The sequence below is a fragment of the Massilia sp. BAP21 genome, from assembly GCF_057801335.1.
The window spans coordinates 5,104,161-5,130,656 of record NZ_CM173596.1 but is presented as its reverse complement, the minus strand read 5'-3'; the positions used below and the strand labels follow the sequence as shown (position 1 = coordinate 5,130,656).

28 protein-coding genes and 1 pseudogene are annotated in these 26,496 nt (G+C 66.0%); 16 read left to right on the top strand and 13 right to left on the bottom strand.

The window, feature by feature from the left end:
* Window positions 1-90: 90 nt before the first annotated feature.
* Genes ACWYRN_RS22610 through pcaH form a run of 5 tightly spaced genes read right to left on the bottom strand, consistent with a single transcriptional unit; the run spans window position 91 to window position 4,460 of the window.
* On the bottom strand, window positions 91-468 hold the full coding sequence (locus ACWYRN_RS22610) for a cupin domain-containing protein (protein WP_488690012.1): 378 nt from the start codon (window positions 466-468) through the stop codon (window positions 91-93).
* Between the two features lie 60 nt (window positions 469-528).
* The gene (pcaCD, locus tag ACWYRN_RS22605; RefSeq protein ID WP_488690011.1) at window positions 529-1,791 is read right to left on the bottom strand and encodes a bifunctional 4-carboxymuconolactone decarboxylase/3-oxoadipate enol-lactonase PcaCD; all 1,263 of its coding nucleotides are present in this window, start codon (window positions 1,789-1,791) and stop codon (window positions 529-531) included.
* Between the two features lie 10 nt (window positions 1,792-1,801).
* The gene (gene pcaB, locus ACWYRN_RS22600) at window positions 1,802-3,196 is read right to left on the bottom strand and encodes a 3-carboxy-cis,cis-muconate cycloisomerase (protein WP_488690009.1); all 1,395 of its coding nucleotides are present in this window, start codon (window positions 3,194-3,196) and stop codon (window positions 1,802-1,804) included.
* A 27-nt stretch (window positions 3,197-3,223) separates the two neighbouring features.
* Window positions 3,224-3,757, bottom strand: coding sequence for a peptidase associated/transthyretin-like domain-containing protein (locus ACWYRN_RS22595; protein WP_488690007.1), 534 nt, complete (start codon window positions 3,755-3,757; stop codon window positions 3,224-3,226).
* A gap of 10 nt (window positions 3,758-3,767) precedes the next feature.
* Window positions 3,768-4,460 carry a protocatechuate 3,4-dioxygenase subunit beta gene (gene pcaH / locus ACWYRN_RS22590; protein WP_488690005.1) on the bottom strand — a complete coding sequence of 231 codons (693 nt, stop codon included), beginning with the start codon at window positions 4,458-4,460 and terminating at the stop codon, window positions 3,768-3,770.
* 140 nt (window positions 4,461-4,600) lie between these two features.
* On the opposite strand from pcaH, the gene ACWYRN_RS22585 reads away from it, so the two are divergent.
* The gene (locus ACWYRN_RS22585) at window positions 4,601-5,374 is read left to right on the top strand and encodes an IclR family transcriptional regulator domain-containing protein (RefSeq protein WP_488690003.1); all 774 of its coding nucleotides are present in this window, start codon (window positions 4,601-4,603) and stop codon (window positions 5,372-5,374) included.
* A gap of 21 nt (window positions 5,375-5,395) precedes the next feature.
* Here ACWYRN_RS22585 and ACWYRN_RS22580 read toward each other — a convergent pair whose 3' ends face one another.
* A complete protein-coding gene (locus ACWYRN_RS22580; RefSeq protein WP_488690001.1) occupies window positions 5,396-7,222 on the bottom strand; it encodes a hypothetical protein in 1,827 nt (608 codons plus the stop codon).
* Between the two features lie 69 nt (window positions 7,223-7,291).
* Window positions 7,292-7,453: a hypothetical protein gene (locus ACWYRN_RS22575; protein WP_488689999.1), complete on the bottom strand. Its 162-nt coding sequence runs from the start codon at window positions 7,451-7,453 to the stop codon at window positions 7,292-7,294.
* A 190-nt stretch (window positions 7,454-7,643) separates the two neighbouring features.
* Here ACWYRN_RS22575 and ACWYRN_RS22570 point away from each other — a divergent pair, with 190 nt between their 5' ends.
* Window positions 7,644-10,052 (top strand): TonB-dependent receptor plug domain-containing protein, encoded by a 2,409-nt coding sequence (locus tag ACWYRN_RS22570; protein ID WP_488689997.1) that lies wholly within the window; start codon window positions 7,644-7,646, stop codon window positions 10,050-10,052.
* A 51-nt stretch (window positions 10,053-10,103) separates the two neighbouring features.
* Here the strand turns inward: ACWYRN_RS22570 and ACWYRN_RS22565 are convergent, their stop codons facing one another.
* Window positions 10,104-11,048 (bottom strand): helix-turn-helix domain-containing protein, encoded by a 945-nt coding sequence (locus ACWYRN_RS22565; RefSeq protein WP_488689995.1) that lies wholly within the window; start codon window positions 11,046-11,048, stop codon window positions 10,104-10,106.
* 124 nt (window positions 11,049-11,172) lie between these two features.
* On the opposite strand from ACWYRN_RS22565, the gene ACWYRN_RS22560 reads away from it, so the two are divergent.
* Complete coding sequence (locus ACWYRN_RS22560) at window positions 11,173-12,339, top strand: 4-hydroxybenzoate 3-monooxygenase (protein WP_488689993.1); 1,167 nt, start codon at window positions 11,173-11,175, stop codon at window positions 12,337-12,339.
* A 101-nt stretch (window positions 12,340-12,440) separates the two neighbouring features.
* On the opposite strand, the gene ACWYRN_RS22555 is transcribed toward ACWYRN_RS22560, so the two are convergent.
* The 3 genes from ACWYRN_RS22555 to ACWYRN_RS22545 all read right to left on the bottom strand — a co-directional run bounded on the left by ACWYRN_RS22555 (window position 12,441) and on the right by ACWYRN_RS22545 (window position 14,214).
* Window positions 12,441-12,983 (bottom strand): ankyrin repeat domain-containing protein, encoded by a 543-nt coding sequence (locus ACWYRN_RS22555; protein ID WP_488689992.1) that lies wholly within the window; start codon window positions 12,981-12,983, stop codon window positions 12,441-12,443.
* Window positions 12,984-13,019: 36 nt separating this feature from the next.
* On the bottom strand, window positions 13,020-13,604 hold the full coding sequence (locus tag ACWYRN_RS22550; protein ID WP_488689990.1) for a M23 family metallopeptidase: 585 nt from the start codon (window positions 13,602-13,604) through the stop codon (window positions 13,020-13,022).
* Window positions 13,605-13,734: 130 nt separating this feature from the next.
* Window positions 13,735-14,214 (bottom strand): hypothetical protein, encoded by a 480-nt coding sequence (locus ACWYRN_RS22545; RefSeq protein WP_488689988.1) that lies wholly within the window; start codon window positions 14,212-14,214, stop codon window positions 13,735-13,737.
* A gap of 213 nt (window positions 14,215-14,427) precedes the next feature.
* Here ACWYRN_RS22545 and ACWYRN_RS22540 point away from each other — a divergent pair, with 213 nt between their 5' ends.
* The 6 genes and pseudogenes from ACWYRN_RS22540 to ACWYRN_RS22515 all read left to right on the top strand — a co-directional run bounded on the left by ACWYRN_RS22540 (window position 14,428) and on the right by ACWYRN_RS22515 (window position 18,672).
* The gene (locus ACWYRN_RS22540) at window positions 14,428-14,784 is read left to right on the top strand and encodes a YciI family protein (protein ID WP_488689986.1); all 357 of its coding nucleotides are present in this window, start codon (window positions 14,428-14,430) and stop codon (window positions 14,782-14,784) included.
* A 126-nt stretch (window positions 14,785-14,910) separates the two neighbouring features.
* Complete coding sequence (locus ACWYRN_RS22535; RefSeq protein ID WP_488689984.1) at window positions 14,911-15,333, top strand: YciI family protein; 423 nt, start codon at window positions 14,911-14,913, stop codon at window positions 15,331-15,333.
* Window positions 15,334-15,378: 45 nt separating this feature from the next.
* Window positions 15,379-15,750, top strand: a pseudogene (locus ACWYRN_RS22530) (VOC family protein); the annotation flags it as partial.
* An 81-nt stretch (window positions 15,751-15,831) separates the two neighbouring features.
* Complete coding sequence (locus tag ACWYRN_RS22525; protein WP_488692869.1) at window positions 15,832-16,026, top strand: MerR family DNA-binding transcriptional regulator; 195 nt, start codon at window positions 15,832-15,834, stop codon at window positions 16,024-16,026.
* Entirely contained in the window at window positions 15,998-17,347 is a 1,350-nt protein-coding gene (locus ACWYRN_RS22520) for an RNA-guided endonuclease InsQ/TnpB family protein (protein ID WP_488689983.1), read from the top strand. The genes ACWYRN_RS22525 and ACWYRN_RS22520 overlap by 29 nt, the downstream gene beginning before the upstream one ends.
* 47 nt (window positions 17,348-17,394) lie before the next feature.
* On the top strand, window positions 17,395-18,672 hold the full coding sequence (locus ACWYRN_RS22515) for an RNA polymerase sigma factor (RefSeq protein WP_488689981.1): 1,278 nt from the start codon (window positions 17,395-17,397) through the stop codon (window positions 18,670-18,672).
* Window positions 18,673-18,930: 258 nt separating this feature from the next.
* On the opposite strand, the gene ACWYRN_RS22510 is transcribed toward ACWYRN_RS22515, so the two are convergent.
* Window positions 18,931-19,320 (bottom strand): cupin domain-containing protein, encoded by a 390-nt coding sequence (locus tag ACWYRN_RS22510; protein WP_488689980.1) that lies wholly within the window; start codon window positions 19,318-19,320, stop codon window positions 18,931-18,933.
* Between the two features lie 246 nt (window positions 19,321-19,566).
* Between ACWYRN_RS22510 and ACWYRN_RS22505 the strand changes: the two genes are divergently transcribed.
* The 4 genes from ACWYRN_RS22505 to ACWYRN_RS22490 are packed head-to-tail and all read left to right on the top strand — an operon-like array spanning window position 19,567 to window position 22,571.
* Window positions 19,567-20,400: an ABC transporter substrate-binding protein gene (locus ACWYRN_RS22505; protein ID WP_229435794.1), complete on the top strand. Its 834-nt coding sequence runs from the start codon at window positions 19,567-19,569 to the stop codon at window positions 20,398-20,400.
* A 9-nt stretch (window positions 20,401-20,409) separates the two neighbouring features.
* Window positions 20,410-21,105 carry an amino acid ABC transporter permease gene (locus ACWYRN_RS22500; RefSeq protein ID WP_488689979.1) on the top strand — a complete coding sequence of 232 codons (696 nt, stop codon included), beginning with the start codon at window positions 20,410-20,412 and terminating at the stop codon, window positions 21,103-21,105.
* A 9-nt stretch (window positions 21,106-21,114) separates the two neighbouring features.
* Entirely contained in the window at window positions 21,115-21,831 is a 717-nt protein-coding gene (locus tag ACWYRN_RS22495; protein WP_488689978.1) for an amino acid ABC transporter permease, read from the top strand.
* Between the two features lie 11 nt (window positions 21,832-21,842).
* Window positions 21,843-22,571, top strand: a complete 729-nt coding sequence (locus tag ACWYRN_RS22490; protein WP_488689977.1) for an amino acid ABC transporter ATP-binding protein — start codon at window positions 21,843-21,845, stop codon at window positions 22,569-22,571.
* Between the two features lie 291 nt (window positions 22,572-22,862).
* Here the strand turns inward: ACWYRN_RS22490 and xth are convergent, their stop codons facing one another.
* Entirely contained in the window at window positions 22,863-23,645 is a 783-nt protein-coding gene (gene xth, locus ACWYRN_RS22485) for an exodeoxyribonuclease III (RefSeq protein ID WP_488689976.1), read from the bottom strand.
* 206 nt (window positions 23,646-23,851) lie between these two features.
* Between xth and ACWYRN_RS22480 the strand changes: the two genes are divergently transcribed.
* The 3 genes from ACWYRN_RS22480 to ACWYRN_RS22470 all read left to right on the top strand — a co-directional run bounded on the left by ACWYRN_RS22480 (window position 23,852) and on the right by ACWYRN_RS22470 (window position 26,366).
* Window positions 23,852-24,349, top strand: coding sequence for a hypothetical protein (locus ACWYRN_RS22480; RefSeq protein ID WP_488689975.1), 498 nt, complete (start codon window positions 23,852-23,854; stop codon window positions 24,347-24,349).
* A gap of 217 nt (window positions 24,350-24,566) precedes the next feature.
* Complete coding sequence (locus ACWYRN_RS22475; protein ID WP_488692868.1) at window positions 24,567-25,865, top strand: chloride channel protein; 1,299 nt, start codon at window positions 24,567-24,569, stop codon at window positions 25,863-25,865.
* A gap of 129 nt (window positions 25,866-25,994) precedes the next feature.
* Window positions 25,995-26,366, top strand: a complete 372-nt coding sequence (locus tag ACWYRN_RS22470) for a hypothetical protein (RefSeq protein WP_229435788.1) — start codon at window positions 25,995-25,997, stop codon at window positions 26,364-26,366.
* Window positions 26,367-26,496: the final 130 nt, after the last annotated feature.

The following is a 26,496-nucleotide window of genomic DNA, read 5'->3' as shown; positions in this document are numbered from 1 at the left end:
CCCACCCTACGGAACCGTGCTGGCATCCCGATCCTATCGGGCGGTGTTTCGATTTGCAGGTGCCGGACAGCGTGGACACGGGTGTCCACCCTACACGGGGCGGGTTTGGGTGCGGGCGCCTCGTGTGACGTGCAGCATGCGGCTTGGGCTGCGGACCTTGGCGGTGTGCCAGACGCCGCGCGGGACGACGACGGCGCCGGTGCCATCCACGGCAATGCGCTCGATCATCCCGGCACGTTCCAGCAACAACTCCACCGCGCCCGATAATAAGTAAACGAATTCGTCACCTTCGGGATGCATCTCCCAGGTCGGCCAATCTTCGGTGAACGCGTACTCGCTGATCAGCCAGCCCTGGCCGCTTTGTTCGGCCTCGGACTCGGGAAGCTGCCAGAAATCAGCGGCGGAAAACGTGCGCGCGGCGCCGTCTTCCGCCAGATGAACGTAGGTGTGCCGGGGATGCAGGACCATGACCGCTCCGATGGATGCGAAGGAAGACCCGTCATCCTAGCATCACACCGGCCGCCCGGATCAGATCCAGGTAACGAAGCCCACCACCGCCTCCTCGAACGCCTGCGGCTGCTCGATCGCGCTCAGGTGCGACGCCTCCTGCAGCACCACCAGCCGCGCTTCGGGAATCCCATCGGCCAGCGCCTGCGCCATCGCCACCGGCGTGCCCTGGTCCAGTTCACCGGCAATCACCAGCGTCGGCACGGTGATCGAACCCAGGCGCGAGCCAGTATCCACCTTGCCCACCGCATTGCAGCAGCCGACATAGCCGACCGCATCGGTGCTCACCACGCGGCGGCGGAAGCGCGCCACGGTGCCGGGCTTCTGCGCACGGAAGCCATCGTGGAAGTAGCGCCCCATCACCGCATCGGCAATCGCCTCGATTCCCTGTTCGCGCACGGTGGCGATGCGCTGCTCCCAGACCGCCTGCGCGGCTTCCGGGTAGCCGCTCGTGGTATTCGCCAGCACCAGCGCGCGCACTAGGGCAGGATGGCGCAGCGCCAGCTCCTGGCCGACCATGCCGCCCATCGACAAACCGACCCACACCACCGGCCCGGTATCGAGTTCGCGCAGCAGGCGCGCGGCGTCGTCGGCCAGGTCCGCCATCGAGTACAGGGCGTCGGGCGCATCCGAGCTGCCATGTCCGCGGTGGTCGTAGGCGATCACGCGGTGTTCAAGCGCCAGGGTGTTGGCCAGCGCGTCCCACATCGTCAGGTCGCAGCCGAGCGCGTGGCTGAGCACCACCGTCTGGCGCGGCGCCTTGCCACTGCGCGGCTCGCGCACGCTGTAGTGCAGCACCGGGCTGCTGGCGGTGCGGCCTTCGCGCCCGATGCCGCTGTGGCTTGCATCGGCCGGGGCGGCAGGCTCCAGCACGTACCCAATCTGATCGCCCACCTCGCGCAGGATCGCCAGCGTATGCGTAAAGGCAGTATTCGCCGCCGGCACGCCCGCGTAGATGGCCGACTGCATCAGGATTTCCTTGATCTCGTCGGGCGTGAGGCGGCTGTCTTCGTCGCCCAGCAGCGCCGCGCGCACGTGCAGCTCGAATTCTTCCCAGCGCCCGAGCGCGATCGTGATCGACAGGACGATCGCACGGCGCGTCTTGTGGTCCAGGCCGGGCCGGCCCCAGATCTCGTTCCAGGCGAAGCGGGTAATGAAATTCTGGAAGTCGGCGTTGAAGGCGGTGGCCTTGTCCAGCGAACGGTCCACCCAGGCGTCGCCGAGCACATTGCGGCGGTTTTGCAGGCCGCGTTCGAAGTCGTGGTCAATCGGGTCGAAACTCATGGTTTGTCAATCACTCGTGAAAAGGGTGGTGGTGGCCGAAGGCGGCCATGTCGGCGCGCAGTGCGTCCAACTGGCGCTCGGCCAGGCGGCGCGCGGGCAGGGCGGCGGTGGCGGGGTCGAAGATGCTGGACAGCTTGTCGAGGTCGACGTGAGAGGCCAGGGCCGGATCGGCCTGCACCGCCTCCTTCAGCAGTTCGTCGAGGCCGCGCTTGCCGGCGGCGGCGCGGCCGCTCAGGTCTTCCAGCAGCGCATGCGCCTTCGGGCGGCCGACGGCCGAGGCCAGGTAGTTTGAAGCCGCTTCTGCACACACCAGCCCGTGCAGGGCGTGGATGTTCGCCAGCATGCGCTCGCTGTCGACCTTCAGGCCGGCAAAGGCTTCGTCGAGCGCGCGCAGGGCGCCGTGCGGCGACAGGAACAGTTGCGGCCACTCGGCCAGTTCCGCCTGCCAGTTGCCGAGCCCGCGCTCGTGTTCCCCATTCATGCAGGCCAGCAGCGCCGCCGCATGCTGGGGCGTGCGCCGCGCCGCTGCAATCGTGATCATGGCCGACACCGGATTGCGCTTGTGCGGCATGGCCGAGGAGCCGCCGCGCCCGCCGCCGGATGGCTCGGCCAGCTCGCCGATTTCTCCCTGCGCCATCAAACTCAGGTCGGTGGCGAGCTTGCCCAGGCTGCCGGTGAGTACGGCGACTTCCATGCCGAGCCGCACCCATTCGTCGCGCTGGGTATGCCAGGCCGCGTTCGCCACCTTCAGCCCCAGTTCGCGCGCCATGCGTTCGGCTACCGCATGCCCGGCTTGGCCCATCACCGACAGCGTGCCAACCGCGCCGCCCAGTTGCAGCTGCAGCGCGCGCGACGCCGCCTCGCGCAGTCTCGCCCGTGCGCGCACCAGCGGCGCCAGCCAGCCGGCGGCCTTGAAGCCGAGACTGGTTACCTGGGCCGGCTGCATCAGCGTGCGCGCCAGCACCGGCGTGGCCAGGTGCGCGTCCGCCAGGCGCAGCAAATGGCCGCACAGGTCGTGCAGGCCGTCGTCGAGCAATTGCAGCGCCTCGCGCGTGACCAGCACCATCGCCGTGTCGATCACGTCCTGGCTGGTGCTGCCCCAGTGTACGTGGCGCGCCGCCGCTTCGTCGTAGAGGCCGACGGTCCTGGTCAGCTCCTTCACCAGCGGAATGGCCAGGCTGCCGGCGCGGCGGCCGGCGACGATCAGGGCCGGGATGTCGTAGAGCTGGGCATTGCACACGCCGGCAATCGCGCCGGCGGCGGCCTTTGGAATCAGGCCTTCCTCGGCCTGGGCCCGCGCCAGGGCGGCCTCGAAACGGAACATCGCCTGCACGACCGCCGCGTCGTCGAAGGCGGCGATCATGTCGGGCGTGGTCAGGAAACTGTCGAAGATCGACACACTCATGCAGGCTCCCGTGGTTGATGCGTAGGCTTAGGCATAATCGAAGAAGACGGTTTCCTTCTCGGTCTGCATCCAGATGTCCCAATGATACTGCTCGTCGCCGGTTTTCCGCGCCAGCAGGGTGGCGCGGCGCTCTTCCGGGACCTGGTTCAGGATGGTCGACTGGGCCAGGCCCGTGTCGTCCTCGAGGAAGACGGCAGTGAACTGGTGCTTGACCAGGCCGCGCGCGAACACGGTCACGTACATGACCGGCTCGCCGCGCGTGGCCGGCTGCGGCAGCGGCACGCGCATGCTGAACTCGCCATCGGCGCCGCTCGGCACGCGGCGGAAACCGGGAATCGCCTGCTCGGCTTCGATGGCGGCGCCATCGGGCATCCAGGCTTCGATCTGGGCATCGTTGATCGGGTTGCCGTCGCCGTCGTAGATGACGCCGCTGACCAGGATGCTGGGGCCGTCGATCTTCAGGGTGCCGGGCTGCGCGGCGTCGGTGGCCCACTTCCAGGCTTCGTGCGAGAACGGGCCGATGGTTTGGGACGTCGTGATCTTTGCAGTGATGTTTTCCATGGTCGTCTCCTTACAGGCCCATCGGCGTGGCGTTGCGTCCGCGCAGGACGATGTCGAATTCGTAGCCGAGCATCTCGGCGCCCACGGTCTGCTCCTGGCTGAAGCGCGAAACCAGGCGCTGGCGCGCCGCCTCGTCGGGGATGCTCTGGAAGATCGGGTCGTAGTCGAATAGCGGGTCGCTCGGGAAGTACATCTGCGTCACCAGGCGCTGGGCGTACACGTTGCCGAACAACGAAAAGTGGATGTGCGCCGGGCGCCAGGCCTTGTCGTGGTTGCCCCAGGGGTAGGGGCCGGGCTTGATGGTGACGAAGCGGTAGCGGCCGTCGTCGTCGGTCAGCATCTTGCCCAGGCCATAGAAGTTCGGGTCGAGCGGTGCGGCGTGCTGGTCGCGGCTGTGCCAGTAGCGGCCGGCCGAATTGCATTGCCAGACTTCGACCAGCGAATTGCGCACCGGCTTGCCGTCTTCGTCGAGCACGCGGCCGGTGACCACGATCTTTTCGCCCAGTGGCTCGGATTCGCCGTGCGCCGTCAGGTCGGCGTCGTGCGGCAGCAGGATGCGCGGCGTGGCGGCGATGTTCTGCGACACCGGCACCGGCGCCTCGATGCGCAGGTTCGGCTGCAGGGGGCCTCGCTTGACGGTGGATTTATACGGGGGATAGATGAGTTCCGGCCAGGTGCCCGGTTCGACGGTATCGAATTTCACGGCGTGTCTCCTTCGCTTTGGTCTTGGTGCCAAAAATGGTAGGCAATCGCGCAACTGACCACAAGCGGCGGCGCGACCGGGGCATTCGCAGAGCGCACGGATTGTGCGATAATCGCACAAATCGTGGATTTTCTGCTCACATGGCCCAAGACAGCGAAGCACCTCTCGAACGCGACCTCGTCGCCGGCCTGGAAAAGGGCCTGAAAGTCATCGAAGCCTTCGACCAGGAGCGCTCGCGCCTGACGATTGCCGAGGTGGCCGAAGCCACCGGCCTGACCCGCGCCGCGGCCCGCCGCTACCTGATCACGCTGACCCACCTCGGCTACATGCGCCACGAAAACAAGCTGTTTTCGCTGACGCCGGCCGTGCTGCGGCTCGGGCAGTCCTACCTGCACTCGGCGCGCCTGCCACGCATTGCCCAGCCGCTGCTGTACCGGCTGGCCTACTCGCTGGGCGAGGCTGCCTCGGTTGGCGTACTCGACCATGATCAACTGGTCTGCGTGGCAGCGGTCAGTGCCGGCCAGCTGGTGTCGGCCACGCTGCAGCCGGGCACGCGCGTGCCGGCCTACTGCACCGCGAATGGCCGCATACTGCTGGCCAGCCTGCCGCAAGAGCAGATCGCGCGCTTTCTCGAGCGCGCCGAGCCCGAGCCGATTACCCAGCACACCATCGTCAACAAGGAGCGCTTGGCGCTGGAAATCGCGCGGGCGCGGGCGCAGGGCTATGCGCTGGTCGACCAGGAACTGGAGCTGGGCTTGCGCACGGTGGCCGTCCCGCTGCGCAACTTCCGTGGCGACGTGGTGGCGGCGATGAACGTCAGCGTGCATGCCGGCCGGCTACCGGTGGCGCAGATGGTGGAACGCTGCTTGCCGGCGATGATCAAGATACAAGTGGAGCTGGGCGCGCTGCTTTGAACTGTCCAGCGGTGATCGCTTTCACTTCCAGCCGTCAAGTGTACGCAGGTCGACGCCATAAGGTGGCGTGGGCCAGTCTTCGCCTCCGCCATCGTCGTACTCCTCGGACTCCGTCCATAGACACTGCGTGTCCTCGGAAAAGGCGGTGCACCAGTGTGTCGCGTCCGCGAGTATCGCCTGTGCATGCGGTGCAAGCGTTTGCGCTCGCTTGTGCTGCTCGGCAGCAGCGAGTGCGGCAAGATAGTCCCAGTAGCGGGCGCGATGGAGCGGCATGGCGACCGCCTCGTCTTCGGGGTGCTGCTCGCCGCTGAACCAGTCCGCCAATGCCGCAGCGCCATCGAACAAGCCGAGGGCACTTGCAGCGATCTCGCCGCATTCATGAAACTGCTGCCGCGCAAACTGGTGATGGTAGAGAAAGGCGTACTGGCGCAGCAGTCCATGGCGCAGTGCCGCGCCGCTGCGCGTTTCCGCGTCCTTGTACCATTGCGCATACCATTTCGCCAGGTCTGATGGGGGCAGGTTGCGGCAGTAGTGCATCTGCCAAATCCTGGCGGCGGATGCATCGTGCATTAACTGCGCGACCTGGTGGCTGGCTGCATGTTGTGTGACAGCCGCGTGAAGCCTGTCCCAGTGCGCGGCGCCGCCATCCAGACGCAGGACGTAGCGCAGGTGAAACAAGCGCAGCTCGCGGGCCAGCCGCCCATCCTCGAAGTACAGGAAAAACTCATCGGGGCCGCTGTCGTAGTCGGTCAGCAAGTCGACAAGCGCCTGGGTCTCTTCTGGAGTAAATGGCAAACCCTCCGCTAGTCCATCGCAGTGCAGGTAAGGGTATTTCTGGCGCTTCAGCTCCCATTCGGGTTCGAAGCCGTTCCACGCCGCCCTTTGCTGGTAGGTGCCGGCCCACCGGGTGTTTTTTACGACAACCGAGAACATCCTGTCGATGAAGATGCTGCGCACTTGCCGCCACGATTCCGGATGCGCGCGTCGTCCCGCCGCTTGCGGCCAGCACGAGAGCGCATTGGGCAAGATGTCATCGAGCTGACGCTGGTGTTTCATGACTTCATCGGCTGCTTCATCCGCTTGCTCCCTCGCCCACTGCTCATGGGAAGAACACGGTTCGGCAATCTCCTGCGCCTCCATGCTTTTTTGCCAATAGTTGCGTTCTGCCGCGTTACGCCCGCGCAGTGCGATTGCAACGCGCAGGAACCAGGCACGTCCGCAGCGGGCATCCTGCTCCAGCGCAAGACAGGCATTCCGATCGGCATTTTCGTGATCGTTCAGCGCCAGGTAGGCCTCGGCGCGTTCCACATACTCGGCCGCGCTTGGCGGGCCCATGCGTACCTTCGCTTCGCTCTCTTCCTGTATGCGCAGGGCCTGTAGCGCAAAGACAGGCGCTGCGCGTTCCGCATTCCGTATCTCGGCGGTCAGGCTATGGTCCAGCCTGTCTTCCTTCAGATTGAGCCGACCGTCCGCCAGGATGGCCCGTGCCGATGGCAGCCGCTCCAGCCAGTAGCTGTAGATCTCGAGACGCTGCCGCATGTCGTGTTCGATGCGGTCCAGCTTCTCGTTCAGGTCGGCCGTATCCAGCTTGCCTGTGACCAGTGCGGTCACCGTGCTCGTGTCGCCGCAAAACAAGCCGTCGAGTTCCAGCAGGTTCCGTACCAGGTTGTCGGTATCTGGACTGTTCAGCTGACCCATTTGCTTGGTCTTGCTGCTTGCACCGTCGAACAACTCTTCACGGTACAGGTACTTGTTGAGTGCGTCGCGCAGGTACCGCGGACACGGTGCCTTTTCCGTGAGCCGCTCGATGGTCGCTTGCACGCCGCCACTTGCCTTGTTCCTTGCCATTCAATTCCCCAAAAAAGCGCGGGGACGACACCTCATGCCGCCCCCGGCTGTTGTTTCTCTGCTACGCGTTTAGCGGGTTTTGCTTGCCTTCGGTGCCGGCGCCGTACCAGGCTTGGTATAGGCCGGACTGGTTGGATTCGTCTGGTTCGCGTGGTTGTCCTGTGCCTGCTTGTACGCAATATTTTCCGGGTTGCGCTGGTTGGCGTGGTGGTCTGCTTCCTTGCGGTCCATGATGGACTCCTGTCGTAGTGAATGGAGCCTTCAGTCTAATTTTGTGACCTGCACAGTAAAGCGTTTTTTCGATTTTGCTTCGCATAAGCATAAGCGTAAACGGTATTGGTATCGTCTTGGCATCCCTGCTAAGCTTGGTTCCCCCCCGGCCGCCAAAGCGCCGCCGCTCTAAATTGAAGAAGAGGAAACCATGAGCTGCAAACATTCCCACGCCAATCCGGCCCGTGCCGTGCTGGTCCTCGGCCTGATTGCGTCGACCTTCCCGGCGGCTACCCATGCCCAGGTAACGCAACCGGCACAAGAATCCGCCGAACTGCAAACTGTCATCGTCACCGGCACCCGCTCCCTGAACCGCCGCACCCTGGAAACCGAGTCCCCGGTCGACGTCATCGGCAGCAAGGAGCTGCTGAGCACCGGCTCGAGCGAGCTGGCCACCGTGCTGGGCCGCCTGCTGCCGTCGATGAACTTCCCGCGCCCGACCGGCGCCGACGCCAGCGACGCGGTGCGTCCGGCGCAGCTGCGCGGCCTGTCGCCCGACCAGACCCTGGTGCTGGTGAACGGCAAGCGCCGCCATGCGTCCAGCGTGGTGAACGTCAACGGAACCCTCGGCCGTGGCTCGGCCCCGGTCGACCTGAACGCGATCCCGCTGGCGGCCATCGACCACATCGAGGTGCTGCGCGACGGCGCCGCCGCCCAATACGGCTCGGACGCGATCGCCGGCGTGGTCAACATCATCCTGAAGAAGGGCGCCGACGGCGGCGATGCCGAACTGGTCTACGGCCAATACGACAAGGGCGACGGCGAACAGGTGACTGTGCGCGGCTCGGCCGGCTTCAAGATCGGCGAGGATGGCTGGGTGCGCGTGGCTGTCGAGGCGGCCGACCGCGACTACACCAACCGTGCCTTCGCCGACCCGCGTCCCTCGGCCGGTCCGCGCCAGGGTACCGTGACCCAGCGCTACGGCGACCCGGACAGCAAGCCGCGCACGCTGTTCCTCAACAGCCAGATCCGCATCAACGAGAACATGGACTGGTACGGCTTCGCCAACTACGGCGAGCGCAAGACCTCGTCGGCCGCGACCTTCCGCACCGCCTTTACCGACAACACGCAGACCACGCTGCGCACGCCGCTGTATCCCGAAGGCTTCAGCCCGCTGCTGGACAGCAAATCCGAAGACTCCTCGCTGGTCACCGGCCTGCGCGGCGACCTGGCCGGCTGGCGCTGGGATGCGAGCGTCAACTTCGGCCGCAACCGCTTCACGCTGGATGTCGACAACACCGTCAACTACAGCCTGGGCGCCGCCAGCCCGACCAGCTTCTATGCGGGCGAGCTGATCTCGACCCAGAAGCTGGCCAATCTCGACGTGGCGCGCGACATTCCGGTCTCCTTCATGAGCGGCCCGCTGACGGTGGCCCTCGGCGCCGAGGCGCGTTTCGAGTCGTACAAGATCGGCGCGGGCGAAGCGAATTCCTATTTCGGCGGCGGCGCCCAGGGTTACTCCGGCTTCCGTCCCGAGAACGCCGGCAAGAACACACGCAACAACAAGTCGCTTTACCTGAACCTGGAAGGCGAGATCACGCAGGACCTGTCGGGTGCGCTGGCGGTGCGCCATGAGCGCTACAGCGACTTCGGCAACACCACCTCGGCCAAGGCCTCGGCGCGCTATGCGTTCACGCCGGAATTCGCGCTGCGCGGCACGGCGTCGAGCGGCTTCCGCGCGCCCTCGCTGGCCCAGTCGTTCTACACGATCACGACCACCAATTCGCTGCTGGTAAACGGCACCAGCGCGCTGGTCGAAACCGGCACCTTCCCGGTCGCCAGCGCAGCCGCCGCCGCCCTCGGCGCGCAGCCGCTGAAGGCGGAAAAGGCGCGCAACCTGAGCATCGGCGCACAGTGGCAGCCAACCCGCAACTGGACCACGACCCTGGACCTGTACCGCATCGACATCGACGACCGCATCGTGTTCTCGTCGAACCTGCAGCTGGCGAATGCGCCGGCGCTCGCCAGCACCCTGGCCAGCCAGGGCATCTACGTCGGCGCCGCGCGCTACTTCACGAATGCCGTGGACACCCGCACGGAGGGCGTGGACCTGGTCAGCACCTACCGCCTGAACCTGCAGCAGTACGGCCGCGCCGACCTGACGCTGGCCTACAACCACAACGACAACGAAGTGAAGCGCGTGGCCGACTCGCCGGCCGTGCTGTCGGCGCAGAACCTGCGCCTGGTCGACCGCCAGACCGTGAACCGCCTGACCGTCGGCTCGCCGAAGGACAAGTTCAGCCTGGCCGGCGACTATACCCGCGGCATCTGGAACGGCCGCGCCACCGTTACCCGCTACGGCGAGTTCACCGTGCCGCAGAACGACCCGGCCCTGGACCAGGACTACGATCCGCAATGGGTGCTCGACCTGGCCGCCAGCGTGCGTGTTGGCAGCGGGTGGCGCCTGACCGCCGGCATCGACAACGTCACCAACCGCTACCCGGCGCAGGTGACCTCGCTGGCCAACCTGAACGTGAACGGCACCCAGCCGTACAGCGTGTGGGCGCCGAACGGCTTCAATGGTCGTTACTACTACCTGAAGGCCGGCTACACCTGGTGATGAACGCTCGCCCGTGCTCCGCTGCGCGGGCGGCATTCCTGCCCCGTTCGATCAGGCCGGGGCGTCCCCAATCGTCCTGGCCGCGCCGCCGGCGGTCTGCTGGCGGAATGCCTTCGGCGTCACGCCGATCAGCTTCTTGAACAGGCGGCTGAAGTAGGCCGGGTCCTGGAAGCCCAGTTCGTAGGCGATGCTGGCGATCCCCGCCGGTACGTAGGTCAGCTTGCGGCAGGCTTCGAGCATCAAGCGGTCTTGCGTGATCTCGAAGGCCGACTTCCCCGACAGTTTCAGGCACAGCCGGTTCAGGCGCGTTGGCGCCACCCGCAGCAGGTCGGCGTAGCGCCTGACCTGCCATTGCTCCTTGTAGTGCCGTTCCACCTCCACCCGGAAGCGGCTGAACAGCTCAAAATCCCCGCGGCCCGAGGTATCGGCAAGCCTCCGTTCTGCCTGCACCCGCACCAGCATCAAGAGCGCGCTGCGCGCCAGCCATTCCAGCATCAGCGTGTGGCCCTGGCGCGGCCAGGCGGCCTCGAAGATCAGGTTCTGCAGCAGGGCCTCGATGCGGGCGCAGGTGTCGGGCACGGCATCGAGCCGGACGGCCTGCGGCTGCACGAACAGCGGCGTGAACAGGTCGCCTTCGTGGCCGTCCGCCGCGAACAGCATGTCCTGGTCGATGGTCAGCACATAGCCGTGGGCCCCCTCCGAAAAGTCGAAGCCATGCGGCAGCGCGGGGTGGATGGTCAGCGCCACCGGCCCATCGCATTCCCACAGGTCGCCGTCGATGTTCGCACGGACCTGTCCGCCCAGTAAAAAAAGTACCTGGAACAGGCCGGCATGGGTATGGGTGTCGATATGCCAGTCGTATTGGCGGCTGCGCGTTTCGATCAGCTCGATATGCACGCCTTCGGCGTCCGTGCCCCGCGTGAGCTCGCCATACAGGGCGAATTGCGGGATTTGGGCCGTGGCCGGAAAGCTGCGCGCAGCGGGTGCAAGGGGCATGGCGGGTCCTGGGTGTTCGCATCGGAATGCAAAAATAGTACAAGTTTTATCGCGTTTCATCCATTCATATCGGTGGCCTTGCGCACTACGATGTCCTTATACAAAACACAAACGGAGACATATCATGCGCACCCAGGTCGCCATCATCGGCGCCGGTCCGGCCGGCCTGTTGCTATCCCATCTGCTGCACCTGAACGGCATCGAGTCGGTGGTGCTCGAGTCGCGCAGCCGCCTTGAGATCGAAGCGACGATCCGCGCCGGCGTGCTGGAACAGGGCAGCATGGACATCCTCAACGACGCCGGTGTCGGCGCGCGCATGCGTGCGGAAGGCGCGCTGCACCATGGCGTCGAGCTCGCCTTTGGCGGGCGCCGCCACCGCATCGACCTGACCGAACTGACGGGCAAGGCGATCACGGTCTATCCGCAGCACGAGGTCATCATCGACCTGGTGGCGGCGCGCCTGGCAGCCGGTGGGCAGATCCTGTTCGAGACGAGCGAGGTGGCGCTGGACGGCACCGATGGCGCGCGTCCGTCGGTGAGCTTCGTGCACGTGGGCGAGGCGCAGCGCATCGAGGCCGATTTCGTGATCGGCTGCGACGGCTTTCATGGCGTGTCGCGCCCGGCGATTCCGGCGTCGCTGCGCCAGGACTTTCAACGGACCTATCCCTTCGGCTGGTTCGGCATCCTGGTGGAATCGGCGCCGTCGTCGGATGAACTGATCTACGCGCAGCACGAACGCGGCTTTGCGCTGGTGTCGACGCGCTCGCCCACCGTGCAGCGCCTGTACTTCCAGTGCGACCCGAAGGACCACGTGGACAACTGGTCGGACGACCGCATCTGGGCCGAACTGCACGCCCGGCTGGAGAACGACGACGGCTGGAAGCTGAACGAAGGGCGCATCTTCCAGAAGGGGATCATCGGCATGCGCAGCTTCGTGTGCGCGCCGATGCGCTCGGGGAGGCTGTTCCTGGCGGGGGATGCGGCGCACATCGTGCCGCCGACCGGGGCCAAGGGGATGAACCTGGCCATTTCGGACGTGAAGATCCTGGCGCAGGCGCTGGACGATTTCTACAAGCGGGGCAGCGAGGCGGGGCTGGATGGGTATTCGGATGCGGCGCTCAAGCGGATCTGGCGGGCGGAGTATTTCTCGTGGTGGATGACGAGGATGCTGCACACGTTCGCGGATGCGTCGCCGTTCGAGCGCCAGGTGCAGCGGGCGGAGCTGGAGAATGTGGTGGCGTCGCGGGCGATGAGTACGGCGCTGGCGGAGAATTATGTGGGGGCGTTCTGAGAGATCCGATAGCGGGATGATGGTTGAACCGCGATTGATCCGGCGTTCGTTGAACGCGTGGACGGCATAGCCGCCTTGCGCGGCCCGGTCCACCCTACCTGTTAGCGTTCTTCGGTGATCGAGGTCAGGAGGGCGACCGTGTCGTGGGCGCCCATTTTCGCGGCGGCGTCAAGGGCCGAGATGCCGGTGGCGTCGACGGCGTAGGGATCGGCGCCGCGCGCGAGCAGCAGGCGGGCGATGTCGACGCGGTTGAACATGGCGGCGATCATCAGCGCGGTCTTGCCGTTCGGGCCGGCGGCATCGACTGCGGCGCCGCTGTCGAGCAGTAGCGTGGTCACGGCCAGGTCGCCCTTGAAGGCGGCGCCGGCCAGCGGGGTCTGGCTGGCGTCGTTCAGCAGTTCCGGGTCGGCGCCGTGTTCCAGCAGCACGCGCGCGGCGTCCAGGTGGCCGTGGTAGCAGGCCAGCATCAAGAGGCTGTCGCCGCGTTCGTTGCGCAGGTTGGGCGGCAGGCCCTGGCCCAGCAGCGTGGCCAGCTCGCCGGCTTCCCCGGCGCGTGCGTGCTGGAACACGCGGCGTACGAAGGCGAGGGTGTCTTCGTCGAGCTCGCTGGGGTTGGCGGGGCGGGTCGGTTCCTGGGCTTGCATCGGGTTCTCCTGTTCGGTAGTCAGGACTGCATTACATCACAGGCGGGCGAAGGGCGTCGCGGCGGCACCCTGGCGCGCGCGCGTCGTGGTGCGCGCCGGCGCGGCTTTCGCGCGCAGCAGGGGGTAGGGATTGATGGCGCCGCCGCTTTCGTAGATGCCGTAGTGCAGGTGCGGCGGCGTGCCGGCCGCGTTGCCGGTGGTGCCGACATAGCCGAGGATGGTGCCGGGACGCACGCGTTGGCCGTTCTCGATGTCGGCATAGCGGTCGAGGTGGGCATAGTAATGGCGCTGGCCGCCGGGGCCGAGCACCCACACCACCTGGCCGCCAAGCGAATTGGTGCTCACGCGCAGCACCACGCCTTCGGTGGCCGAGACCACGGCCGTGCCGCGCTTGGCAAAGATGTCGATGCCTTCGTGCTTGCGCCCGCCGCTGCGCGCGCCGCCCCAGGTGTCGCGCAGGGCGCGCGCTTCAACGCCGCGTACCGGCACCGGCAGGGCTGTCGGCACGGGCTGCGATGCCAGCCGCATCGCATACAGGGCGTTCTTGATATACGGGCCGAACAGCGCGTAGGCGCCGACGAACAGGGCAATCAGGACCAGGCTGCGCAGCAGTATTCGCATGGGATAAGGAGTCGGGTAGGCGCCGCCCGGCACGCGGGACGGCGCCGGACGCAAGAAGGCGCAGGCGAGCGGTGTGTGCCGCTGCGCCTGCGCCGGTCGGAGTCATGGCGGCGGAGGATGCCGCCGGAGTTCAATTCTCCTTGCCTAACACGTCCTGGTCCAGGCTGCGCTTCGATTTCAGCGTGCTGGACTGTTGCGACCCGGATTGCCCGGATTGAGACTGCTGGGACCCCGACTGCTGGGAACCGGATTGCTGCAGGCCCGACTGTTGCGAACCGGATTGCGAACCGGACTGCATACCAGACTGCGAGCCGGACTGCTGCAGGTTCGACTGCTGGCCCTGCGGCTGACCGCTTTGCTGGTTGCCGGCTGCACCGCCCGAGCGGCTGCCCGTGCCGAGTGCCGGGGTGACGTCGTCGTCCAGGTCGGCCGATTGCATGTTGCCCGCCCGGTTGCCGCTGTCGCGTGCCGATGGCTTGCCGATACCGCCGTCGCGCACACCGTTGTTCAGGTTGCCGGTCGTCCCGGTGATGCCGGCACTGCTGGTGCCGACGCCGCTCAGTTCGTCGTAGTTGCGGCCTTTCGTACCTTTACCCTTGTTTTCACCCATTCTGGCCTCCTGCTTTGAATGTCGATGACCCATGGTAGCGCGTCGCCGGCGTGGGGCAATAGGAGAGAGGGCGACAAGTCTGTAGGAATGGTCGCACGGAGCCTCAGCCTAGTCCGAGCAGAAAGCCGGATACCGCAGCGCAGCGTGCTTTACCCGGCCATCCGCTCGTAGAATGGGTGCTCCCATCCATGTCGATTCACAGGGGCCGCCTCCATGTCTTACATGCTGTTGATCCACGAACCCGTCGGCCAGCGCGCCACCCGCAGCGAAGCCGAGGGCCGCGCCCTGTATGAGCGCATGCTGCGCTTCGGCGATGCCCTGCGCGAGGAAGGCGTGCTGCTCGATGCGCAATCGCTGGCCCCGCTGGGCCAGGCGGCGCGGGTGCGTGTCGATAACGGCAAGGCGCGGGTGGTCGATGGCCCGTTTGCCGAGGCCAAGGAAATGATCGGCGGCTTTTTCCATGTGAACGTGGCCACGCGCGAAGAAGCGCTGGCACTCGCCGCACGTTGCCCGGCGGCCGAGTGGGCCACGGTCGAGGTGCGCGGCTTGGCGCCTTGCTACGAGCGCTGAGCCGTGCGCTGAACTATTCTTGCAGGGCGTGTCGATTTCCGGCGCGCCCGTTCGTCGTGTTGTCGGAAGCCGGTTTTCACGGAGCGCCCGCCCCGGACCGGTTTCTTCAAGCACAGGAGAACGAACATGCGCTACATGATCATCGTCAAGGCCACGCCCGAGTCCGAAGCCGGCTGCATGCCCGGCGAAGACCTGCTCAATGCGATGGCCGACTACCATGGCGAACTGGCTCGTGCCGGCGTCCTGCTCGACGCCAGCGGCCTGCACCCGAGCAGCCAGGGCATGCGCATCCGCTACCGCGGCGGCGAACGCACCGTGATCGACGGTCCGTTTACGGAGTCGAAGGAAATGATCGCCGGCTTCACCATGATTGGAGTGCGCTCGCGCGAGGAAGCCCTGGAGTGGGCGCGCCGTTTCCCGAACCCGCGCGGCGAGGGCCTGGACGCGGAAATCGAAGTGCGCCAGATCATCGAGCTCGACGATTTTCCGGAGACGCCGGCCATCGAGCGCTTCCGTGAGCTGGAAGCCGGCGGCCCGGTCCAGCATTGAGCGCCGCGCGACACCATCCTCGACCACCTACCACAGGGATATCCCATGCACAAGCAGATCTTCGTGAACCTGCCGGTCAAAGACATCGGCAAGACCCGTGAATTCTTCGCCAGCCTCGGCTTCGCCTTCAATCCGCAGTTCAGCGACGAGCGCGCGCTCTGCATGATCATCGGCGAGAACATCTACGCCATGCTGCTGCAGGAAAGCTACTTCCAGACCTCCACCACGAAGCCGGTGGCGGACGCCAGGACCAGCACCGAGGTGCTGACCTGCCTGTCGTGCGACAGCCGCGAGCAGGTCGACAGCCTGGTGGCGAAAGCGCTTGCCGGCGGCGGGCGGACGCCGAATGCCAGCCAGGACCACGGTTTCATGTACTACCACGCTTTCGAGGATATCGATGGTAATGGCTGGGAGCTTGATTTCGAGGACATCGACGGCCATGGCTGGGAGCTTGACTCTAGTCGAACTAAATGGGTATGTCCGTATCCAATTGTGATCATGAAAAACATCATGCCCGTAGGTCAGGCGGCCAGGTTACTCGGGAGTACGGTGGGGTCGCTGCAGCATTGGGAGCGCGAAGGACGGCTCGTTGCCGCAGCGCGTACGGCCAGTAACCGGCGACGTAACACGGAAAACCAGTTGCACACGGGATTGGAGAGCAGCCATGCTGCTGGCGCATCGGATCAGGCTTGAGCCGTCACCTGACCAGCGCGACTATTTCGCGCGCGCGGCCGGCACTGCCCGACGGGTCTGGAACTGGGCACTGGCCGAATGGCAGCGCCAGGTGGCGCTTGGCCTGCGCCCGAACGCCATGGCGCTCAAGAAGCGTTTCAACAACATTAAGTACAGCGACCCGGATTGGCTCGACGAACACGGCCAGCCCTGGTTGCATACCATCCACCGCGATGCCCATGCACAGCCCTTCGCCAATTTGGCCAAGGCGTGGACGCGTTACGTCGAACAGCGCCGCGCCGGCCAGCCTGCCCACCCGCCGCGCTTCAAGAAAAAGGGCCGGTGCCGGGACAGCTTCTACCTGGCCAACGATAAATTCAGGATGGAAGGCATTGCCGTCGTTCTGCCCAAACTTGGCCGTGTACTGCTGCGTGAGCCGCTGCGCTGGGCGGGGAAGATCATGGGCGCCAGTGTCTCGCGCCAGGCCGATCACTGGTATCTGTCGGTCCAGGTGGAGGTGTCCGAGCAACTGGCGATGCGGTCGCGGACAGGCGATGCTATGATTGGTATCGATCTGGGCGTGACGGCTGCGGCGACCCTGTCCAGCGGAGAAAGGATCCTCGCCCCGCGTCCGCTGAAAGCCGCGCTGCGGCGCCTTCGCATCCGCACTCGGCGCCAGTCGCGCAAGCTAAAGGCTGCCAAGCAGGTGTCCGGTATCACCGGACCGATGCCGAAGGGAACCCGGCTGCCGGTATCGAAAAACCGCACGAAGGGAGCGCTGTCGCTGGCGCGCCTGCATGAGCGCATTGCGCAGGTCCGCGCCGATTTCACGCACAAGCTGACGACCCGTCTCTGCCGGGAAAACCAAACGGTGGTGATCGAGGATCTAAACGTCCACGGCATGCTCGCCAACCACAAACTGGCCCGAGCCATTGCCGATGTCGGCTTCCATACCATCCGGCGCCAGATGCAATACAAGTCGGCGCGTTACGGCACCAGGATCGTACTGGCCGACCGCTGGTATCCGTCGAGTAAGCTGTGCTCAAGATGCGCGGCGCGCAATGGTGAGTTGACCCTGGGTGAACGGGTCTGGACCTGCGCCGCTTGCGGCATCCGCCACGACCGCGATGTCAACGCGGCCGTCAATTTGCAACGGCTCGCCACCGGCGCTCTTGTGGCGCGCCCGGCGCTACCCGAGGCGAGCCAGGCGGTGACGCCGGGCACTGCCACCGGAGCGGTTCCGGCGGCAGGCGGGGAAGTGACGCCTGTCAGAGACGAACACGGTCAACAGGACGGTTCGGGGCAGGAAGAATACGCTGCGTACGTTTGCGCACGTTTTTGATAGCAGCTGATGTACATGGACCCGAACGCCGTGCCTCCGCACTCCTGATGCAGACGACGACCAGGGCGGCCACCGACAGCGCCATCGCCGCGGTCTGGCGCATCGAGTCCGCGAATATCGTGGCCGGCGTGGCGCGACTGGTGCGCGACATCGGTCTGGCCGAGGAACTGGCCGGGGACGCCCTGGTCGCCGCGCTGGAAACCTGGCCGGCTGCCGGCCTGCCCGACAACCCAGGCGCCTGGCTGATGCGCACGGCAAAGAACGCTGCGCTCGACCGCCTGCGCCGCGACAAGCTGCTCCGGGAAAAGCTCCAGCAGATCGGACTCGACCTGGAAGCGCAGGAGGCCGCCATCGTGCCGGACTTTGTCGACAGCCTGGACGAGGCGCGCAGCGGCGTCGGCGACGACCTGCTGCGCCTGATGTTCATCGCCTGCCATCCGATCCTGCCGCAGGAGGCGCGCCTTGCCCTGACCCTGAAGCTGGTCGGCGGCTTGGCTACGCACGAGATCGCGCGCGCCTTCCTGGTGCCGGAGCCGACGGTCGCGCAGCGCATCGTGCGCGCCAAGCGCAGCCTCGGCCAGGCCGGCGTGCCGTTCGAGCTGCCGCCGCGCGCGGAGCTGGCCGAGCGCCTGGGCTCGGTGCTCGAGGTGGTTTACCTGGTCTTCAACGAGGGTTACACGGCCACGGCCGGCGGCGACTGGATGCGCCCGGCGCTGCTGGACGAAGCGCTGCGCCTGGGCCGCATGCTGGCCGGGCTGGCGCCGCTGGAGCCGGAGGCGCATGGCCTGATCGCGCTGATGGAATTGCAGGCCTCACGCGCCAGGGCGCGGGTGGATGCGGCCGGGCGGCCGGTGCTGCTGCTGGAGCAGGACCGCGCGCGCTGGGACGCCCTGCTGATCCGGCGCGGCTTGGCGGCGCTGGCGCGCGCCGAACAGCTGGCCGGCCGGCTCGGCCCCTACGCGCTGCAGGCCGCGATTGCCGCCTGCCATGCGCAGGCGCGCACGGCGCAAGACACCGACTGGGCGCGGATCGCGGCGCTGTACGGCGAGCTGGCGCGCGTAATGCCCTCGCCGGTGGTCGAACTGAACCGGGCCGTGGCGGTGGGCATGGCCGAGGGGCCGGCGGCCGGCCTGGCGCTGGTCGACGTGCTGGCGGGCGACACGCTGCTCAGGGATTACCAGTGGCTGCCGAGCGTGCGCGGCGACTTGCTGGAAAAGCTGGGGAGGAGGGAAGAAGCGCGCGCCGAGTTCACCCGCGCCGCGGCGATGACCACGAATGCACGCGAACGCGCCTTAATGGAAGAGCGTGCCCGCGCAAATAACTAAGCGTGGCGCGGGGCCGTAGGGTGGGTTCTCGAACCCACCACTCCAAAATCGCCTACGGGCGCCGAAGTTCGTAGGGTGGACTCCCGAGTCCACGCTGTCGTACGTGTGCAAACCACAAGCGCTAAAAAGCCACCGCTGTACATGCAAGCCAGGCCGCCTGCAGCATATCGACATCCTGCCGCCGTACCGCGTGGACTCGGGAGTCCACCCTACAACGACAACGGCATACCACGGCAGTGGCCTGGGCTTGCTTTTCGTTTACTCCGCGTGATGCGTCTTCTCGTACTCGTCCGCTTCCGCCTTGGTGGCGTGCACGATCCCATCCGGATGCTCCGGCGGGGTGTACAGCGTGTACAAGCGCATCGGCTCGGTTTGCGAGGTATTGATCACATTGTGCTCGGTGCCGGCCGGGATCACGACCGCGACGCCGTCTTCCAGCTTGTGCTGTTCGCCGTCCAGGATCGCCACGCCTTCGCCCGCTTCCACGCGGATGAACTGGTCGTGGCCGGTGTGGTGCTCGAGGCCGATCTCCTCGCCCGGCTGCAGGGTCATGATGACCAGCTGGCTGCGCTCGGTGGTGTACAGGACTTCGCGGAAGTTGTTGCCCGCAAGCGTTTTTTCTTCGATGTTGATGCTATAGCCCGACATGATTTCTCCAAATAAGTTGGCGCCGCCCCGTTCAGGTGCTGTTGGGCGACGCTCAATATTGATTGTATAGCAGCGCGTTGCGGCTTGCCGGTGGCGCGCATTTCCATCCTGCCCGCGAAAACGCGGTGCCCCGGGGTGCGGTCGCGCTTATAGCACCTGCGCATGTCTATATGGGAAATTTATCGTTCTTGCAGAAGTGAACATGCCCTATACTGCACGGCTCGTTATTTCGCCGTTGGAGAATTCATGGGCAATCGCCGCACTTTCATCGCCGTCGCAGCCGCGCTTGCCGCGCAGCTGTCGTTCGCTGCCACCGCACACGCCGACCAGCTGGCCGATATCAAGAAAAAGGGCGAGATCGTCTTCGGCGTGCTCGGCACCGACGAGCCGAACAGCTTCATCGACCCGAAGACCCGCGAACTGGTCGGCTACGAGATCGACCTGGCCAAGGCCGTGGCAAAAAAAATCGGCGTCAAGCCGGTGTTCAAGCAGCTGTCGGTGGCCGCCCGCATTCCAGAGCTGCAGCAGGGCCACGTCGACGTGCTGGCCGCTACGCTCACCCACAACAAGGAACGCGAATCCCAGGTCGACTTCGCGCTGACCCACTTCGTCACCGGCTCGAAAGTCATGGTGCGCAGCGCCAGCGGCATCAAGGCGCTGCCGCAACTGGCCGGCAAGAAGGTCGTCACCGTGCGCGGCGGCACCCAGGAAACGAACATCCGCGCCGCCGTCCCGACCGCGAACATCGTTACCTTCGAAAACACCCAGCAAGCCTTCCAGGCGCTGCAGCAGGGCAAAGGCATCGCCTACGTGAACGACGAATCCTCGCTGCTGGCCGACTACGGCAAGCTGGGCCCGGCCGCCAAGAATTTCACCATCCTGCCGACCAGCATCGGCGTCGAGTCGATCGCCCTCGGCCTGCGCAAGGGCGAAAAGAACCTGAAGGGCGTGGTCGACGCCACCCTGCGCGAGCTGGAAACTAGCGGCGCGGCCAATCAGTTGTTCAACAAGTGGTACGGCCCGGGCACCCGCCCGAACATCGCCAAGCGCAACTTCACCATCAGCACCGACAAGATCTAAGTTGTCGCCTTGAGCTTTTTCGATCCATCCATCCTGCAATCCGGCCAGTACCATGACTGGCTGGTGCAGGGTCTCATCCTTTCCCTGCAATTGACGGCGGCCAGCTTCGTGCTGGCCTTGCCGTTTGGCGCGCTGGTGGCGCTGATGCGCAGTTCGCCGAACCGCGTGCTGCAATCGGTCGGCGCCATCATCGTCGAGAGCATCCGCAACGTGCCGCTGCTGGCGCACCTGCTGTTCTGGTACTTCGCCTTTCCCGAACTGCTGCCCGAGCCGGTGAAGATGGCGCTCTACGACAGCAATCCGGAAGCGATTTGCGCCGTGATCGCCCTCAGCCTGTACGCCGGCGTGCACATGGCCGAGGACATCCGCAGCGGCATCCGCGCCGTGCCGGCCGCCCAGCTCGAAGCCGCGCGTTCGCTCGGCCTGGGGCGCTTCGCCGCCGTGCGCCTGGTGCTGATGCCGCAGGCAATCCGCATTTCCGTGCCGCCGCTGCTGTCGCAGACCGTCAACCTGTGGAAGGACACCAGCGTGGCCACCGTGATCGGCGCCGCCGAAATGATGTACCAGGCCGCGCGCGTGGAAACCGCGAGCTTTCGCAGCGTCGAGGCGTTTACGTTCGCGACGCTGGCCTACCTGACGGTGTCGCTGCTGATTTCCCTGGTCGCGCAGCTGTATGGGCGCCGCTTCCCGGTGCGCACGGTGTAAGGGGACGGCATGATCGAACTGATCCAGGAATACTGGCTGTACTTCCTTGTCGGCCAATACCCGAATGGGCCGCTGGGCGGCCTGTCGCTGACTATCTTGCTGTCCGGCGCGGCGCTGCTGCTGGCGATGCCGCTCGGCCTCTTGCTGGGCATCGCGCGCGTGAGTCCCTTCCGCGCCGTGCGCTGGCCCGCCACCGCGCTGGTGCAGGTGGTGCGCGCCGTGCCGCTGCTGCTGGTCGTGTTCTGGGCCTACTTCTTCCTGCCGGCCGTGACCGGCGTGAAGACCGGCCAGGCCACTACCATGCTGATGACGCTGGTGCTGTTCGATGCGGTCTACCTCGCCGAGATCGTGGCCGCCGGCATCCGCGCGCTGCCGAAAGGGCAGATGGAAAGCGCGCGTTCGCTCGGCCTGGGCTACTTCGGGGCGCTGCGCCTGGTGCTGCTGCCGCAGGCGCTGAAGAACGTGCTGCCTTCGCTGGTGAACCAGCTGGTGTCGACCATCAAGGCCACCTCGCTCGGCTACATCATCGGCCTGTCCGAGGTGTCGTTCATTGCCACCCAGGTCAATACCCTGGTGTTCACCAAGGCGGTCGAGGTCTACATTATCCTGGCGCTGACCTATTTCGTGCTGTGCTTCGGGCTGTCGCGGCTGGCCTTCATGCTGGAACGCCGGCTGGGGCGCCGGTCGAGCCAACAAAGCGCCCCGGTGGCCCCCATTTCGCTGTAAGGATTCGAACGATGATCGTTCTCGAACAAGTCAACAAGTGGTACGGCGAGTATCACGCGCTGGTCGACGTATCTGAAACCGTCGGCAAGAACGAGGTGGTGGTCGTGTGCGGGCCGTCGGGCTCCGGCAAATCGACCCTGATCCGCACCCTGAACCGGCTGGAAGACATCGACGGCGGCCGCATCGCCATCGACGGTCGCGACATCCACGCGCGCGGTCTTGACGTGAACACGCTGCGCGCCGGGATCGGCTTCGTGTTCCAGCAATTCAATCTGTTCCCGCACCTGACGGCGCTGGAGAACTGCATGCTGGCGCCGGTGTCGCTCAAGCGTGCCAGCAAGGCCGACGCGCGTGCCTATGCCATGGAACTGCTCGACGGCGTGGGCCTGGCGCACAAGGCGGATGCCTATCCGCACGAGCTGTCCGGCGGGCAGCAGCAGCGCGTGGCGATTGCCCGCGCGCTGGCCATGCGGCCGCCGATCATGCTGTTCGACGAACCGACCAGCGCGCTCGATCCGGAAATGGTGGGCGAGGTGCTGCAGGTGATGCGCAGGCTGGCCGGGCAGGGCATGACCATGGTGTGCGTCACCCACGAGATGGGCTTTGCGCGCGACGTGGCGGACCGGATCTGGTTCATGGCTGAGGGGAAGATCCTCGAAAAGGCGACACCGGAGGATTTCTTCACGAACCCGCAGCATCCACGGGCGCAGCAGTTCCTGGCGGATCGCAGCAATCGCTAAATATTGGCCTGGAACTGTGACCGTACGGTGGGCACTCCGTGCCCACGCGGAACGACGATCATTGTTGACATCATTGCGGCGGGATCTGCCGGCCTGTCGAAACGTCTCGAATGATCATTCGGACGCGCTTCCACATGGCCGCGTCTCGGGTTCAAACACCGCCAACATAGCGGCGCGTTCCGCGTGGGCACGGAGTGCCCACCCTACGATTCAGGCCTACCAGATACGTAGGGTGGGTTCTCGAACCCACCAATCCAGCGCGCGCATCGCTGGAACTTCAACCAACCCACCCTACAATTTCGACAAATCCAGCTCGACCCAGGTCGGCACGTGGTCGCTCGGCTTCTCCCGGCCGCGCACCTCGTGGTCGGTCCCGGCCGCAACCAGGGCCGGCGCCAGGCTGGGGCTGAGCAGCAGGTGGTCGATCCGCAGCCCGGCATTGCGCCCATAGGCGTTGCGGAAATAATCGTAGAACGTATAGATCACTTCGCCCGGATGCATGGCGCGCAGCGCGTCGGTCCAGCCCTGCGCCACCAGCCGGTGGAAGGCTTCGCGCGTTTCGGGCCGGAACAGGGCGTCGTCGCCCCAGCGCTCGGGCTTGTATACGTCGAGCTCGGTCGGCATCACGTTGTAGTCGCCGGCGATCACCACCTTCGCGCCGGTTTCCAGCAACTGCGCCGCGCGCGTAATGAGGCGCTCGAACCAGGCCAGCTTGTAGTCGAACTTCGGCCCCGGCGCCGGGTTGCCGTTCGGTAGATACAGCCCGCAAACCACGATGTCGTTCACCACCGCCTCGATATAGCGGCTCTGCTCGTCGCTCGGGTCGCCCGGCAGGCCGCGCGTGACTTCCACCGGGTCGACCCCGCGCGCCAGGATCGCGACCCCGTTCCAGCTTTTCTGGCCGTGCCAGATGGCGCCGTAGCCGGCCGCGTTGATTTCCGCCAGCGGGAAGCGCTCCTGCGGCGCCTTCAGTTCCTGCAGGCAGGCGACGTCGGGTTTGGTTTCTTCTAGCCACTGGAGCAGGGCAGGCAGGCGGCTGCCGATGCCGTTGACGTTGAACGTGGCGATGCGCATGGATTCTCCGATCTGATGAGTTAACTTGTTTATATGCCAGTGTGGCGCGTTTTGGCGCACGCCAGCGGCCCGGCTCAACGCTTTTTCATGGCCTTTTCATGCTCCGTGCATGGGGCCGCCACGGTGGGTAAATACTGCTGAGCGTGCGCGCCGTAATTTGCAAAATAGGTAACATAAGATTTTACACACCACCACTGGAGATGCTCATGTTTAAAAACCCCCTGCGCGTGCTCACCGCTTCCGTTCTGCTGGCCGCTTCCGCCCACGCCGCCGCCGGCGGCTGGGTCTACAAGCCGCTGGAGATCGAAGGCGAACTGGTCGAGGAAGTCGGCCCGGCGAGCCGTTGCCTGTCGAAATTCGGTGGCACCATCAGCGGCCACGGCAACAGCGCGCTCATGGGCAAGGTGGTCTTCATCGGCACCGACTGCATTACCCCGATCGGCCCGCTGTTCAACTTCAGCGGCGGCAAGTTCGTCGTGATGACCACCTCGGGCGACCAGATCTACGCTAACTACAGCGGCCAGTTCGTGCCGACCGGCCAGGGCACCCAGTACGTGTTCTCGGGCGCCACCTTCCAGGTGACCGGCGGCACCGGCAAATACGCCAAGATCACCGGCGGCGGCGTCCTGAGCGGCGGCGAAGACATGGCCACCGGCAAAGGCACCATCAAGCTCGTCGGCCGCGTGCTGTTCAAGGACAAGTGAGCCGGGCCGTGCGAAATGCAACTTCATTTGCACAAATGAAGTTGCCAAGTTTCGCTGACAGGAGTACCCTGAAAGGCGAGCCTGCGGGCTCGTTTTTTCATTCCAGACGGCGTTTCACATGACAGCTCCAGATCCGGGTGCGCAGCCACCGGAAGCGCAGGACCCTTCACCTCCACCGGCAGGCAAGGGCGGGCAGCGGCACGACTGGCGCCTGGCGATGCGCACCGAATTCTCGGACTGGCGCACCTGGTGGGCGCGCGCCGTGGTGGTCGCCATGGCGGTCGCTTCGGGCCTGGTCATCGTCGCCTTTACCGCACTGGGTGAGCACGCCTTCCATATCTTCCAGGACCTGCGCGGCATGGGCTGGTGGTTCCCGCTGCTGTGGACGCCTGCGCTGGCCGCCGGCATGGTCTGGCTCACGCGCCGCTTCGCTCCCGGCGCGGCCGGCTCCGGCATTCCGCAGGTGATGGCGGCCCTCGATTCCGGCCCGGGTGCGCGCGGCCTGTTCGTCTCCCTGCGGCTGAGCCTGGCGAAGATCGCGCTGACCACCGGCGGCCTGCTGGCCGGCCTGTCGATCGGGCGCGAAGGCCCCTCGGTGCAGATTGCCGCCGGCGTCATGCTGCAGGCGCGGCGCCTGATGCCCGACCTGCGCCGCATTCCCGTGCACGGCCTGCTGGTGGCCGGCGGCGCGGCCGGTATCGCGGCGGCCTTCAACACGCCGCTGGCCGGCGTCGTGTTCGCCATCGAGGAACTGGCGCGTGCGCCCGAGCAGCGCAACAGCGGCCTGATCATCACCGCCATCGTGCTTGCCGGCCTGGTCGCGGTGTCGGTGTACGGCAACGCCACCTATTTCGGCATCATCCGCGTGGCCCAGCTCGACCTCGGCCTGCTGCTGCCGGGCCTGGTGCTGACCCTGCTGGCCGGGGTGGCCGGCGGGCTGTTCTCGCGCCTGCTGATCGCCTCGCTGCGCGGCCAAGGGCGGGACCCGATGAGCCGGCTGCGGCGCAAGCGGCCCGTGGTCTTCGCCGCGGTCTGCGGCCTGCTGGTGGCGGTGATCGGCATCGTGACCGGTGGCGCCACCTTCGGCTCGGGCTATGAATCGACGCGCGCGATGGTCGAGGGCAGCGAGGTCATGCACGTGGCCTATGTGGTCTTCAAGTTCGTGGCGACCTGGCTCTCGACCTGGTCGGGCGTGCCGGCCGGTATCTTTGCGCCCTCGCTGGCGATCGGCGCCGCGCTCGGCAACGACGTCGCCTTGCTGGTCTTCCACACCCAGGTGCCGGCCCTGATTGCCCTGGGCATGGTCGGCTTCCTGGCGGCGGCTACCCAGGCGCCATTGACCGCTTTCATCATCGTGATGGAAATGGTGAACGGCCACGCCATGGTGCTTAGCCTGATGAGCTGCGCGCTGGTGGCCAGCTTCGTCTCGCGGCTGATCAGCCCGCCGCTGTATCCGACCTTGGCGCGCCTGCAGCTCGAGCGCATTCCAGGCGCCGGCGACAAGCCAGGCGCCTGAGTGCTCGCCTCCTTGGCCCATGCATACGGTCCCGTGCGGCTAGTCCTACAACAGCATCGCCCGTGTACCTATTGCGATGCTCTGCCGGATTGTTAGTATCGACACCACAGTCACGATACGGAGAGCACGATGGATACGAAAGACAACAAGCAGGACGTACAGGGCCGTTCCTGGGACCAGATCACCAAGGACGGCACCAGCAGCGCCGGCAGCATGGGCGCCGGCGGCACCGGCGACATCGGCAGCATGTCGGGCAACACCGACGCCGGCAGCAGCCAGCAAGATACGCGCACCGATGACCTGCTCGCTTCCGGCGCCGACGAAAAAGGCGGCGCCGAGGGCTTCCAGAACCCGAACGGCAAGGGCGAGATCCAGACCGGCATGGCTGGCATCGGCAGCCTGAGCGGCAACGGCGCGGGCAACCGCCAGCAGGACGAACAGAAGGCCCAGTCCGAAGCGCGCGGCGCCTCGGAGTCGGGCAGCGGCAGCGAGAACCGCTAAGCGGGCGGCATCCGGCCTGCACCGGATGCTTTGGCACGACGGGACGCCCGGGCGATATGCCGCGCGGGCGCCTCGTCACGTGCGTCGTCGCACGCCGTGGTGCACACTGCGGCGCAAGCGAACGAACAGG